Origin of the sequence: Citrobacter sp. KTE151, from assembly GCF_000398845.1 — a bacterium.
GTDB classification, from domain to species: Bacteria; Pseudomonadota; Gammaproteobacteria; order Enterobacterales; family Enterobacteriaceae; genus Citrobacter; species Citrobacter braakii.
This window is the reverse complement of the sequence record NZ_KB976063.1, coordinates 605,258-619,059: the sequence shown is the minus strand read 5'-3', so window position 1 is coordinate 619,059 and position 13,802 is coordinate 605,258. Positions and strand designations below refer to the sequence as shown.

Genomic DNA, 13,802 nt, shown 5'->3' with positions numbered 1-13,802 from the left:
TGTCCTGTCTCCGCATTAATAAGTACGAATCTTCGGCGGGAATGCCGGGCGCAGCTTCGGTTCCATATTGACTTGACGTCGCGTCATGGATTCCGACTCTGGCAGGTACAGGGAATGGCACAGCCAGTTTTCGTCATCACGTTCCGGGAAGTCGAAGCGGCTATGCGCGCCACGGCTTTCGGTACGGAAGTTTGCAGATACTGCAGTGGCGTACGCGGTCTCCATCAGGTTATCCAGCTCCAGACACTCAACGCGCTGGGTGTTGAACTCGCTGGAGGTATCGTCCAGACGGGCATTTTTCAGGCGTTCGCGAATCGCTTTCAGTTCTTCCAGACCCTTCGCCATCGCATCGCCTTCGCGGAATACCGAGAAGTTATGCTGCATACATTCTTGCAGCGCTTTACGAATTGCCACCGGATCTTCACCGTTACGGTTACCGTTCCAGCGATTCAGACGCGCCAGAGAAGCGTCGATTTCATCTTCGGTTGCATCCAGCAGGTCACCCTGCTCTGCGATAGATTCCTGCAGATGCAGGCCCACGGCACGACCAAATACCACCAGGTCAAGCAGTGAGTTGCCGCCCAAACGGTTAGCACCGTGAACCGATACGCAGGCAATTTCACCGACGGCAAACAGCCCTGGGATCACCACATCTTCGCCCTGCTCATTCACGGTCAGCGCCTGGCCGGTGACTTTGGTCGGAATACCGCCCATCATATAGTGGCAGGTTGGGATAACTGGGATCGGCTCTTTCACCGGGTCAACGTGAGCAAAGGTACGGGACAGTTCGAGAATACCCGGCAGACGGGACTCCAGCACTTCTTTACCCAGGTGGTCGAGTTTCAGTTTGGCGTGCGGCCCCCACGGACCGTCGCAGCCGCGACCTTCGCGGATTTCGATCATGATGGAACGCGCCACCACGTCACGACCCGCCAGGTCTTTCGCATTCGGGGCATAACGCTCCATGAAGCGCTCACCGTGTTTGTTCAGCAGGTAGCCACCTTCACCACGACAGCCTTCTGTTACCAGAACACCCGCGCCAGCGATACCGGTTGGGTGGAACTGCCACATCTCCATATCCTGCACCGGCACGCCAGCGCGGATAGCCATACCGACGCCGTCACCGGTGTTGATGTGGGCGTTGGTGGTGGACTGATAAATACGGCCAGCACCGCCGGTTGCCAGCACGGTTGCGCGGGCTTTGAAGTAAACCACTTCACCGGTTTCAATACACAGCGCGGTACAACCAACAATCGCGCCATCGGCATTTTTGACCAGATCCAGCGCGTACCACTCGGAGAAGATGGTGGTGTGGTTTTTCAGGTTCTGCTGATACAGCGTGTGCAACAGCGCATGGCCGGTACGGTCTGCCGCTGCCGCGGTACGTGCCGCCTGCTCGCCGCCGAAATTCTTCGACTGGCCGCCAAACGGACGTTGATAAATTGTGCCATTATCGAGGCGAGAGAACGGCAGCCCCATGTGGTCCAGCTCCAGAATCGCTTCCGGACCGGTTTTACACATATATTCAATAGCGTCCTGGTCACCAATGTAGTCCGACCCTTTTACGGTGTCGTACATGTGCCATTCCCAGTTATCTTCATGGGTATTACCGAGCGCAACGGTGATGCCACCTTGCGCAGATACGGTATGGGAACGGGTTGGGAACACTTTGGAGAGCAGCGCACAGGTCTGACCGCTCTGGGAAATTTGCAGCGCCGCGCGCATACCTGCGCCGCCGGCACCAATCACAACAGCATCAAATTCTCTGACTGGCAGTTTCATTACACACCCCACACCACAACAAATCCATAAATGACGTAAACCACCAGTGCAACGACGATAGCCAGTTGCAGAATCAGGCGCACGGCCAGCGGTTTAACGTAGTCGGTCAACACCTGCCACATGCCGATCCAGGCATGAATCAAGATGGAGAAAAGAGCCAGCAGGGTGAAGACTTTGGTGAATGCCGATGAGAAGAAACCGGTCCAGACTTCAAACGTCAGTTCGCCGCTGGTGGCGAAGAAGCCGACCATATAGATGATGTATAACGTCAGAACGATAGCGGTAGCACGGACCAGAATGAAGTCATGTACGCCGTTGCGTCCTAATGCGGAGGCGTTGCTTACCATACGAGGACTCCTGCGAGAAGTGAAAGCACGACAATGATAACGAAACAAATTTTGGCGGAACGTGTCCCTGCTTCGAGGGTTTCTTCGATATAGCCAAAATCCATCAACAGATGGCGAATGCCCATTACGGCGTGATATGCCAGCGCAATCAGGATCCCCCACAGAATTAACTCCACAAAGAAGTTATTCATAATGGATGACGCCGCGAGGAAACCTTCAGGGGAGGAAAGGCTGGTACCCAATAACCACAACAGAATCCCGACCGCCACGAAGGTGATCACTCCGGATACGCGATGGAGAATGGACGCTATCGCCGTGATTGGGAACCGGATCGTTTGTAGATCCAGATTGACAGGTCTTTGTTTTTTCACATTTCTTATCATGAATAACGCCCACATGCTGTTCTTATTATTCCCTTTGGACTTCGGGTACAGAAGATGAAGACACCTGTAGCCTGAAAGACGACGGGATTTCCTTCCTCCGGTCTGCGTGCGGGTCAGACAGCGTCCTTACTATAACTACGCGTCATATAAAACACTGCTTCCAGATGCTAAAACGACACGTTACAACGCTGGTTGGCTCGGGATTGCAGGGTATTCCGGAGACCTGGCGGCAGTATAGGACGTTCACAAAATCATTACAATTAACCTACATATAGTTTGTCGGGTTTTATCCCGAACAGTGACATAGGTCACGATAACAACATTATTTTAATTTTTAACCATCTAATTTGACAATCATTAAACAAAGTTGTTACAAACGACACCAGAAAAAGCATATAATGCGTAAAAGTTATGGGGTCACTCTTTCACCGGACATTTAGTTATGTAACAGTGTGGAAGTATTGACCAATACAGTCAGGACAGTTATTAGTGATAGACAGGTTTAATAATTCGGATTGCTAAGTTCTTGATTTGCAGTTTATTCGCCATGAAAAGACCGTTTTACCTGCAAGCGCCCATAGCTCTGTACCCAGGTTATCCCCTCTTTCGCAGAGCGGCGAGCCAAATAACAAACTGGTAACGGTTCATTGATGTACGAAGGCAAATGTGAGTTCCAGCAGTCTTAAGCAATAAGGCGCTAAGGAGACCGTAAATGGCTGATACTAAAGCAAAAATCACTCTAAATGGTGACTCTGCTATTGAACTGGATGTGCTGAAAGGTACGCTCGGTCAAGATGTTATTGATATTCGTAGTCTTGGCTCAAAAGGGATGTTTACTTTTGACCCAGGTTTCACCTCTACCGCATCCTGCGAATCCAAAATTACTTTCATCGACGGTGACGAAGGTATTTTGCTGCATCGCGGCTTCCCGATTGATCAGTTGGCGACCGAGTCGAACTATCTGGAAGTGTGTTATATCCTGCTGTACGGCGAAAAACCGACGCAGGAGGAGTACGACGAGTTCAAAACCACAGTCACTCGCCATACCATGATCCACGAGCAGATCACCCGCCTGTTCCACGGTTTCCGCCGCGACTCTCACCCGATGGCCGTTATGTGTGGTGTTACCGGGGCGCTGGCTGCGTTCTACCACGACTCGCTGGATGTGAATAATCCGCGTCACCGTGAAATCGCCGCCTTCCGTCTGCTGTCCAAAATGCCGACCATGGCAGCGATGTGCTACAAATATTCCATCGGACAGCCGTTCGTGTACCCGCGTAATGACCTCTCCTACGCCGGTAACTTCCTGAACATGATGTTCTCCACGCCGTGCGAAAAATACGAAGTGAATCCGATTCTGGAACGTGCAATGGACCGTATCTTGATCCTGCACGCTGACCACGAACAGAACGCCTCAACCTCTACCGTTCGTACCGCCGGTTCTTCTGGCGCTAACCCGTTTGCCTGCATCGCGGCCGGTATTGCTTCCCTGTGGGGACCAGCACACGGCGGCGCAAACGAAGCTGCTCTGAAAATGCTGGAAGAAATCAGCTCTGTTAAACACATTCCGGAATTTGTTCGCCGCGCGAAAGACAAGAATGATTCCTTCCGCCTGATGGGCTTTGGTCACCGTGTTTATAAAAACTATGACCCGCGCGCCACCGTCATGCGTGAAACCTGCCATGAAGTACTGAAAGAACTGGGCACCAAAGATGATCTGCTGGAAGTGGCGATGGAACTTGAACACATTGCGCTCAACGACCCGTACTTCATCGAGAAGAAACTCTACCCGAACGTAGATTTCTACTCCGGCATCATCCTGAAGGCGATGGGTATTCCGTCTTCCATGTTCACCGTTATCTTCGCCATGGCGCGTACCGTGGGCTGGATTGCACACTGGAACGAAATGCACACCGACGGCATGAAAATCGCTCGTCCGCGTCAGCTGTACACCGGCTACGACAAGCGCGATTTTAAGTCTGATATTAAGCGTTAATTGTCTGCCGGATGGCACCAGCGCCTGTCCGGCTTACAGCCATTAATTCTCCCGGGTCGGACAAGGCATTGAAGCCAGAATCCGACCTGTTTTTTTGATGCATATTATTTTATTCTCATCATGCTTTCTCTATGATTTACTGAGATTTCCGTCATTTCACTCAGGAGCATGGGATGCCTGTTTTGCAGTGGAGTCTGTTGTTTCTGCTATCGCTCCTTCTTTCCCTGTTCTTTTTGTTTATACACCTTCCAGGACCGCTGCTGCTCGGTTCGATGATCGTCGGCATTATATTCAGTATGCGCGGCATCTCACTGCACCCTCCCCGCTGCACATTTCTTGGCGCGCAGGCGATTCTCGGCTGCATGATTGCCCAAAACCTGACTGGCTCAATCTTAACGACCCTTACGGCCCACTGGCCGATGGTGATTATCATCCTGCTGGCGACCCTTATGAGCAGCGCGGTAATCGGCTGGCTGCTGGTTCGCTACAGTAACCTACCGGGAAACACCGGTGCATGGGGCTCGTCACCTGGCGGTGCGGCGGCAATGGTGGCGATGGCGCAGGAATATGGTGCCGACATCCGGCTGGTGGCGTTTATGCAGTATCTGCGCGTACTGTTGGTGGTTGGTGCGGCGGCACTGGTCACCCGAGTGATGATGGGCGACCAGGCCCAAACGGTCAGTGAGCAAATCGCCTGGTTTCCGCCGCTGAGCAGCAATCTGTTCAGTACCCTGGCGCTGGCCGCCGTTGCCGGTACGGCCGGGCGTCTATTGCGTATCCCCTCTGGCGTCATGTTGCTACCGATGTTGGCAGGCGCATTGCTGAATGCCGGTGGCGTGATGGTGATCGAACTGCCGGAATGGTTGCTGGCGATTGCCTATATGGCCATCGGCTGGCAAATCGGCCTGGGTTTTGACAAGCAGATCTTTTTAATAGCGTTGCGCCCCTTACCGCAAATCCTCTTGTCCATTTTTTCACTGATGGCGATCTGTGCCGCTATGGCCTGGGGACTGGCGCATTACATGCAGATAGATTTTCTTACCGCCTATCTGGCGACCAGTCCAGGCGGCGTGGATTCTGTTGCGGTGATTGCCGCGGGGAGTCACGCCGATATGGCGCTGATCATGGCGATGCAAACCCTGCGGCTATTCAGTATTTTATTGACTGGCCCGGCGGTGGCGCGGTTTATTTCAGTACACGCGCCAAAGCATCCCGCTTAGTGCTGACATCCTGGACACCAGTAAAAGGGTCGTGAAGAGAGCGTCGTTTTTTCGATGATTCCGCCACAGCGCTCACAGGCTTCACCATCCCGGTGAAAGACCCTAAAGCGAAACAGCGCGCCGTGATGTTTGTTCTCATCCACCAGCCCGCGGGTGTTATAGGACAAACGAGGAATATCAAGCAGCGCATGCGCCAGCGCATCCAACTGCTCATCTCCGAGCGTCGACGCTTTATGCTGCCCGGTCAGCCCTACCTGCCAGAGAATCTCTACCCGCAGGTAGTTACCTAATCCCGCCAGAAACGCCTGGTCCAACAGCAGGCCAGAAAACTGGCGATTGCGAAAACGCGGGGATAACAGACGCGCTTTCACGTCATCGGGCGTTAAACGTAAATCCAGGACGTCCGGCCCAACCCGTTGCAGGAACGGGTGGGTAGCGAGCTGTTCCGGCGTCAGCATGTCGATATCAGAGGCGCTATAGAGCAGAATAGTTTTGTCGTGTGTTTGCAACCTGACACGCAGTACCCGCGAAGTCTGCGGTATTTTGCCGGTATCCACCACTCGCCACACGCCATAGAGCTGATTGTGGCTGTACAGCGTCAATCCATTAGAAAAATGGGTCAGCAATGCTTTACCCCGCGTTTCAAGCTGGGTAACACTCTGCCCAATCAGTTGAGATTGATACGGTTTTAGCTGCTCAAAGGCAAACCAGACATCGGTCAGGGGTTTGCCTTTGACTGCCGCCTCCAGGTTATCCGCCGCGCGGCGGATCTCCGGGCCTTCAGGCATAATACTGTCCTTTTTTAATGTGTTGCACCGCCCGTCACTGCGATATCACTCTCCACCTGCAACGCGATGGCAATCGCAACTTCCAGCGCCCGGCGCACCGTGTCCGCTGCCATACTTGGCGCCCCGGGGTGCTGTGCAGCCTGTTGCGGCAAATAAGGAATATGAATAAATCCTCCCTTCACCGCCGGAACGTCACGTAGTTTATGCAGTAGGCCATACATCACGTGGTTACAAACGAAAGTGCCCGCGGTTTGGGAAACCGAAGCCGGAATTCCCGCATTGCGCATGGCAACAACCATCGCTTTGATCGGCAACGAACTAAACCATGCCGCCGGACCATCGGCCACAATCGGCACATCTACCGGCTGTTGACCCTGATTATCCGCAATACGCGCATCGTCAACGTTGATCGCCACGCGCTCCACGGTGATATCCGTGCGCCCACCCGCCTGCCCCACCGCCAGCACCAGTGATGGCGACAGCGCGTCAATCGCACCATTGAGTACGGCAAGAGACTCGCCAAAGACGCACGGCAGTTGGCGAGCAACGATGCGGCATCCGCCGATGATAGCATTGTCGAGGCCCGAGACCACTTCCCAGGAAGGGTTAACTGACTCGCCGCCAAAGGGTTCAAATCCCGTGATGAGTACTGTTTTCATCCTGTCACCTTACAAGAACATCAGGAAATACATCAGGAACACGTTGACCAGCAGCAGCAGTATGCCGGTTGGCACCTGCGCTTTAATCACCGCGTTTTTATCCGGCAGCTCCAGCAGCGCTGCAGGAACAATGTTAAAGTTTGCCGCCATCGGCGTCATTAACGTCCCGCAATAGCCAGAGAACATACCAATTGCCGCCATTACTGCCGGATTGCCGCCGTGCTGCAGCACGAGGATCGGAATCCCAATTCCGGCGGTCACGATCGGGAAAGCGGCAAACGCATTGCCCATGACCATCGTCAGCAATGCCATGCCGAGGGTGTACACCGCCACTGCGATAAAGCGGCTATCCACCGCCAGGTATTCTTGCGTTAGCCAGGAAATACCGCTGCCTACGCCCGCTGCCGTAAACAACAGCCCGAGCGTGGCCAAAATCTGCGGCAGGATGAACGCCCAGCCGATGGAGTCCAGCAGACGGCGCGCCTCCTGAATCGGTTGATGAACCCGCTCATGGGTCATTTTTATCGCCATCGCCAGACCAATCAACGAGCCTGCGGTCATAGAAAAGAGCGTCACCAGCGTGGCGTGATTACCCGGCCCAAACAGCGCATCCTGTAAGCCCGGAATATGGTTGAACATCAGCACGCCAATAACCGTTACCACCGGAATTGCCAGCGCCGGGAAAAACAGGCGGTTACCCAGACGACTGGCGCTTTCTTCGCGCTGTTGCTGCGTTCGTTGATGGTAGCTTCCCAGCTTCACGCCGCCAAAACCGGCGATCAGGGCCAGCACGACCACCGCAACGCCAACGGCAATATGCACCGTGCGTTTGTCGCCAAACAGCGAGTATGTCCAGTCGCCAAGCAGAAACAGTACGCCATATATGCCCCAAAACAGGCCGGTGGTGAAGCGACGCGGGTTCGCTTTGTCCTGCCAGGACATCAGTGCCACAATCAGTAATACCGCTCCCGCCAGCCAGTAGAGATAGCTTTGTTGAAAATTCATTTCGCTTCCCCTTTCGCTGCGGCATTCGCTTTCGCCACCTCACGTTGCAAATAGCTATCCAGACGCCACAGACGCGTACCGTGGATCAGGAATGCACAAATTGCCGTTGGGATCCCCCACAAGGCAATATGCAGCGGTTCGGTCTGGATCCCACCAGACTCCAGCATAAAGTTGTGCATAAAAATGATGGCGCCGAAGGCAACAAAGATATCTTCACCGAAGAACAGTCCGACGTTATCGGTCGCAGCTGACATGGCGCGCAGACGATAGCGTACCGCCCCAGGTATCTCGCCGTGATTTTTCTCTGCGGCCCCTTCCGCCATCGGCGCCAGCAGCGGACGCACCATCTGCGGATGCCCCCCCAGACTGGTCAGCCCTAACGCAGCGGTCGCTTCGCGAATGAACAGATAGACAATAAGCAGACGACCACTGGTGGCGCTGCGGATTTTTGCAATCCACGCCTGAGCACGCTCTTTGAGTCCGTGGCGTTCCAGCAGGCCAATAACCGCCAGCGGGATCAGCAGGATAAATGGCAGGTTGCGGGTGTTAAGAAAACCTTCACCCAGCTTCTCAAGGATAGTGGCGATCGGCATATGCGCCGCCAGCCCCGTGACGATCCCGGCAATAATGACCACCAATACCGGGTTAAAACGTAAAAGAAATCCGACCACGATGACGGCGATCCCCGTCAATGGCCAGAGAGAAATTACCTCTCCCATAATTCAGTCCTGTATATGTTGTTGTGTAATATATTATTGTTTTGTATGAATAAATTTATGCGCTAATTTGAATATTGCATGCATTGAATGCGGCTCGCAAGCGACGGGCAAAAGCGAGTGCGTGCTCACCATCCCCGTGAATGCATACCGTCTGGGCTGTCACGCTCGCCCACGTTCCACTCTGGCTTTTTACTCTGCCGGATTGCACCATTTCTAGCGTTTGCGCCAGCGCCTGCTCTTCATCCTCAATCAATGCGCCCGGCTGGCTGCGCGGCACCAGACTGCCATCCGCCTGATAACCCCGATCGGCAAAAACCTCCTGACGTGTTACCAGACCATAGCGTTCTCCGGCACGAATCAGTTCGCTTCCCGCCAGCCCTACCAGAACCAGCGACGAATCGCAGGCATACACCGCTTTAGCAATAGCATCCGCCAACTGAGGATCTTTCGCCGCCTGGTTATAAAGCATACCGTGCGGTTTAACATGACGCATTACGCCGCCCTGAACACGCGTGATGGCAGCCAGCGCACCAATTTGATACAGCGTCTGCGCATACACCGTTTCCACAGGCAGGGTCATGGCGCTACGGCCAAAATTTTCCCGATCCGGAAAACTCGGATGCGCGCCTATCGCTACGCCATTTTTTAGCGCTTCGCGCACGCTTAAAAGCATCGTCTGCGCATCACCGGCGTGAAACCCACAGGCGATGTTGGCTGATGACACCAGTTGCAGCAGCGCTGCATCGTTAGGGCATCCCTCACCGAGGTCTGCGTTGAGATCAATTTTCATTGTTAAGTCGCCATGTTAACTGTTCCAGATAACGCTGCCGATCGTGGCGCGCCTTAAGCGCTTCCTCCAGCGAACACTGCACAAAATGGATCGGCTGGCCGAGCGGGATCTGCGCCAGATGATACATATCTGCTTCGATGATACAGGCGATACGCGGATAGCCGCCCGTCGTCTGAGCATCGTTCATCAGCACGATGGGCTGACCATTATGCGGAACCTGCACTACGCCAGGGAGCAAACCATGCGACAATAGCTCGCGATCGGTCGTGCGCGTCAGCGACTGCCCCTGCAAGCGATACCCCATACGGTTGCTTTGCGGACTCAGTTGCCACGGGGAGCGCCAGAAAGAAGCCTGCGATACTTCGTCAAACTCCTGGTATTCAGGCCCGGGGAGCGCACGAATGTGGTTGCCCCACATCAGCTGTTTTACGCCCTGTGGCCCGCTGAATTGCCGGGTCGATGCGCCAATTGGCAGCCGATCGCCATCGCGCAGCAGACGCCCTTCCAGCCCGCCAATTCCGACTTTGAGATCGGTACTGCGCGAGCCCATTACTTCGGGCACATCAAAACCGCCCGCTACCGCCAGATAGCTGCGCATGCCGTGATGTGGACGTTTTAGCGTCAGACGCTGCCCGGCTTTCACCGGCAGCCGCCATCCGCTCCATACGGGAGTACGATCCAGGTGCGCTTCACATCCCGCACCGGTCAAGGCAAACCAGCCATCGGTTTCAAATTCCACCACCAACTGCCCCAGTGTGATTTCCAGCGCAGCGGCATTCGCATCATTACCTACCAGCAGGTTAGCAACGTTCAGCGCCGGTTTATCCAGCGCGCCACAGTGACTGATTCCGGATTGACGAAAACTATGGCGTCCCCCGTCCTGTACTGAGGTGTACATGCCAGCGCGAATGATGTTTAACATATCCCCTCCTTCTGCGGGACAAAACGCACGGTATCGCCAGCCCGTAACAGAATCGGCTCCTGCCGTTTTGGATCAAATAACGCAACGGAGGTACGGCCAATCAATTGCCATCCACCTGGCGTGGAAAGCGGATAGACCCCCGTTTGGGATCCGCCAATACCGACAGAACCTGCCGGAACAAGCAGACGCGGTTCCGCACGCCTCGGAGTATGGAGTGGTTCAGGTAAGCTCCCGAGATAGGGAAATCCCGGCTGAAAACCGATAAACCACACCACATAATCAACCGACGCATGAAGTTCGACGACCTGCTTGTCGCTTAATCCACTGTGCCGGGCGACCTCTGCCAGATCGGGGCCGAACTCACCGCCATAGGTCACGGGAATTGCAATAAAGCGCGAGTCCGGCTCCAGCGCCTCACTCTCTTCCCACCAGCGCTGCAGGCGTTCAATCGCATCCAGCGCCAGCGTTTTCGGGTCGCGCAGGGTAACCGTGATATTGTTCATTCCCGGAATAGCTTCCAGCACATTCGGGGCATCAACCAGACGCTGGGCCAGACGCCAGATGCGTTTCTGAGTCGCCAGCGTAATGGGAGGTTCCAGCTCAAGAACCACCGCACTTTCACCTAACAGATAACAACGCGCTCGCTGCACTTTCGTCCCTCTTTATTACGCTGGATTAGGAATATCGATAAAGGTTACGTCCAGATCGGTATTTTCATTCAGCCATTCGCTTAATGCGCGAATGCCGCCGCGTTCGGTCGCATGGTGACCAGCAGCATAAAAATGCAACCCTTGCTCGCGGGCTGAGTGAATGGTTTGCTCTGAAACTTCACCGGTGATAAAGGCATCGACACCAAACCGGGCTGCGCTATCAATGAAACTCTGACCGCCCCCTGTACACCAGGCGACGCGCTGAACTTTTTCCGGCCCGGTATCACCGCACCATAACGGTTTACGGCCTAAACGCGCTTCAATCCACGATGCCAGCTCCAGCCCCGGAACCGGCATGGAGAGTTCTCCCCATGGCACCAGCGGCTCGATTTCACCCATGACGGTGATCCCCAACAGCGCTGCCAGCTGCGCGTTATTACCCAGTTCCGGGTGAGCATCCAGCGGCAGGTGCCAGCCATACAGGTTGATATCATTTTCCAACAGCGTTTTCAGACGATGGCGCTTCATACCGCGAATAACCGGCGATTCGCCTTTCCAGAAATAACCGTGATGAACGATGACCGCATCCGCCTGCAGGCGTACCGCCTCGTCCAGTAACGCCTGACTTGCGGTCACGCCGGTCACGATTTTATGCACCGTCTCTTTGCCCTCAACCTGCAAACCATTCGGCGCATAGTCGCTAATGGCGGCGCTGTTCAGTTTGTCGTTGATCAGTTGTTCCAGTTCGGTGTTTTTCATCATCGTCCTCGTAGTCATAAATTCTGTCTGCCCAATCAGCAACACAGCTTAGGTTAAAATAGCGTTCCCGCTTGCGTTCGTCGATAGACATTTCACTGACACATCAAGAAACAATCACACCCGATTTGAACGCAATTTGCTTACCCCCACGCGATCTATTTCATGTATATTTATGCAATCAGACAGCATATTGCAAAAATAATCAGATCTGTATCAAAGTTAAAACTTTAAGGAAACACACTCGCGCAGCACGTTCAGCCTGTCGCGAGGCATTTACTTCGAGAAAATAATGAATAAACAAGCATCTCAACCACGGGCGATTTATTACGTCGTTGCGCTACAAATTTGGGAATACTTCAGTTTTTACGGCATGCGTGCATTGCTGATCCTGTATCTCACTAACCAGCTTAAGTACGACGATAATCACGCATATGAACTGTTCAGCGCCTACTGCTCGCTGGTCTACGTCACGCCCATACTTGGGGGATACCTGGCCGATAAAGTGCTCGGCAATCGAATGGCGGTGATGATCGGCGCATTTTTAATGGCAGTGGGGCATCTGGTATTGGGCGCCAGCGAAATGGCCCCGGCGTTCCTTTATTTGTCGCTGGCGATTATTGTCTGTGGCTACGGTCTGTTTAAATCCAACATCAGTTGCCTGTTAGGCGAGTTGTATCAGCCTGAAGACCCTCGCCGTGACGGTGGATTCTCTCTGCTCTACGCTGCCGGTAATATTGGTTCAATCATCGCGCCCATTGCCTGCGGCTACGTGCAGGAAGAGTACAGTTGGGCGATGGGCTTTGCGCTGGCGGCGATTGGCATGCTGGCGGGGCTGGTGATTTTCGTATGCGGTAATCGCCATTTCGCCCATACCACCGGCGTCAACAAGGCCGTTCTGTGTGCGAAAAAATATATGCTGCCAAACTGGGCCTGGTTGTTAGTTCTGCTGGTTGCAGCACCGCTGCTGATTACCGTTCTGTTCTGGAAAGAGTGGTCCGTTTACGCACTGATCGTTGCTACTGTTATTGGTCTGGCGGTTCTGGCGAAGATTTACCGCCAGGCGCAGACCCAGAAACAGCGCAAAGAACTGGGGCTTATCGTTACGCTGACCTTCTTCAGTCTGTTGTTCTGGGCCTTTGCTCAACAGGGCGGCAGTTCGATTAGCCTGTATATCGACCGCTTCGTTAACCGCGATATTCTGGGATATTCCGTCCCTACCGCGATGTTCCAGTCGGTTAACGCCTTTGCCGTTATGCTGTGCGGTATCGTGCTGGCCTGGGTGGTCAAAGAAAGCGTTAGCGGTAATCGTACCGTACGTATCTGGGGTAAATTTGCCCTTGGCCTCGGTTTAATGAGCGCCGGATTCTGTATTCTGACCTTGAGCGCCCGCTGGTCCGCGGCTTACGGTCACTCTTCCATGCCGCTGATGGTATTGGGGCTGGCGGTCATGGGCTTTGCCGAGCTGTTTATCGATCCGGTGGCTATGTCTCAGATTACACGTATCGAGATCCCAGGGGTGACCGGCGTATTAACGGGTATTTACATGCTGCTTTCCGGGGCCATCGCCAACTACCTGGCCGGCGTTATCGCCGATCAAACCTCACAAGGTTCGTTTGACTCAGCGGGCGCTATCAACTATTCCATCAATGCATATATTGATGTCTTTAGCGAAATAACCTGGGGCGCGCTGGCCTGTGTGGTGCTGGTACTGCTGATTTGGCTGTACCAGTCGTTGAAGTTCAGAAATCGTCCGCTGGCGGTAGAGTCCTGAGTTTACAGGCC

14 protein-coding genes are annotated in these 13,802 nt (G+C 54.1%); 3 read left to right on the top strand and 11 right to left on the bottom strand.

The annotated features are described in order from the left end of the window. Nucleotides 1-15: 15 nt before the first annotated feature. The 3 genes from sdhA to sdhC are packed head-to-tail and all read right to left on the bottom strand — an operon-like array spanning nt 16 to nt 2,527. Nucleotides 16-1,782 carry a succinate dehydrogenase flavoprotein subunit gene (sdhA, locus tag WC7_RS18440; protein WP_003022919.1) on the bottom strand — a complete coding sequence of 589 codons (1,767 nt, stop codon included), beginning with the start codon at nt 1,780-1,782 and terminating at the stop codon, nt 16-18. Further along, entirely contained in the window at nt 1,782-2,129 is a 348-nt protein-coding gene (gene sdhD, locus WC7_RS18445; RefSeq protein ID WP_005122550.1) for a succinate dehydrogenase membrane anchor subunit, read from the bottom strand. Before sdhD ends, sdhA begins: the two co-directional genes overlap by 1 nt. Further along, the gene (gene sdhC, locus WC7_RS18450) at nt 2,123-2,527 is read right to left on the bottom strand and encodes a succinate dehydrogenase cytochrome b556 subunit (RefSeq protein WP_016152282.1); all 405 of its coding nucleotides are present in this window, start codon (nt 2,525-2,527) and stop codon (nt 2,123-2,125) included. The genes sdhD and sdhC overlap by 7 nt, the downstream gene beginning before the upstream one ends. A gap of 697 nt (nt 2,528-3,224) precedes the next feature. Here sdhC and WC7_RS18455 point away from each other — a divergent pair. Beyond that, nucleotides 3,225-4,508 (top strand): citrate synthase, encoded by a 1,284-nt coding sequence (locus WC7_RS18455; protein WP_016152281.1) that lies wholly within the window; start codon nt 3,225-3,227, stop codon nt 4,506-4,508. Nucleotides 4,509-4,681: 173 nt separating this feature from the next. Then, nucleotides 4,682-5,728: an AbrB family transcriptional regulator gene (locus tag WC7_RS18460; protein ID WP_016152280.1), complete on the top strand. Its 1,047-nt coding sequence runs from the start codon at nt 4,682-4,684 to the stop codon at nt 5,726-5,728. On the opposite strand, the gene nei is transcribed toward WC7_RS18460, so the two are convergent. From nei to ybgI, 8 genes are read right to left on the bottom strand one after another with little or no spacing between them, the layout of a single operon-like run. Next, entirely contained in the window at nt 5,725-6,516 is a 792-nt protein-coding gene (gene nei / locus WC7_RS18465; protein WP_016152279.1) for an endonuclease VIII, read from the bottom strand. The genes WC7_RS18460 and nei overlap by 4 nt on opposite strands. Before the next feature lie 14 nt (nt 6,517-6,530). Then, complete coding sequence (gene pcp, locus WC7_RS18470) at nt 6,531-7,175, bottom strand: pyroglutamyl-peptidase I (RefSeq protein WP_016152278.1); 645 nt, start codon at nt 7,173-7,175, stop codon at nt 6,531-6,533. 9 nt (nt 7,176-7,184) lie between these two features. After that, entirely contained in the window at nt 7,185-8,180 is a 996-nt protein-coding gene (locus tag WC7_RS18475; RefSeq protein ID WP_016152277.1) for a DUF979 domain-containing protein, read from the bottom strand. Continuing rightward, entirely contained in the window at nt 8,177-8,899 is a 723-nt protein-coding gene (locus WC7_RS18480; RefSeq protein ID WP_003831395.1) for a DUF969 domain-containing protein, read from the bottom strand. Before WC7_RS18480 ends, WC7_RS18475 begins: the two co-directional genes overlap by 4 nt. A 55-nt stretch (nt 8,900-8,954) precedes the next feature. Further along, the gene (gene pxpA / locus WC7_RS18485) at nt 8,955-9,689 is read right to left on the bottom strand and encodes a 5-oxoprolinase subunit PxpA (RefSeq protein ID WP_016152276.1); all 735 of its coding nucleotides are present in this window, start codon (nt 9,687-9,689) and stop codon (nt 8,955-8,957) included. After that, complete coding sequence (pxpC, locus tag WC7_RS18490) at nt 9,679-10,611, bottom strand: 5-oxoprolinase subunit PxpC (RefSeq protein WP_016152275.1); 933 nt, start codon at nt 10,609-10,611, stop codon at nt 9,679-9,681. The genes pxpA and pxpC overlap by 11 nt, the downstream gene beginning before the upstream one ends. Next, nucleotides 10,605-11,261: a 5-oxoprolinase subunit PxpB gene (gene pxpB / locus WC7_RS18495; protein WP_016152274.1), complete on the bottom strand. Its 657-nt coding sequence runs from the start codon at nt 11,259-11,261 to the stop codon at nt 10,605-10,607. The genes pxpC and pxpB overlap by 7 nt, the downstream gene beginning before the upstream one ends. A gap of 15 nt (nt 11,262-11,276) precedes the next feature. Continuing rightward, nucleotides 11,277-12,020: a radiation resistance protein YbgI gene (gene ybgI / locus WC7_RS18500; protein WP_016152273.1), complete on the bottom strand. Its 744-nt coding sequence runs from the start codon at nt 12,018-12,020 to the stop codon at nt 11,277-11,279. A gap of 289 nt (nt 12,021-12,309) precedes the next feature. On the opposite strand from ybgI, the gene dtpD reads away from it, so the two are divergent. Beyond that, nucleotides 12,310-13,791: a dipeptide permease DtpD gene (dtpD, locus tag WC7_RS18505; protein WP_016152272.1), complete on the top strand. Its 1,482-nt coding sequence runs from the start codon at nt 12,310-12,312 to the stop codon at nt 13,789-13,791. The last annotated feature ends 11 nt before the right edge of the window (nt 13,792-13,802 follow it).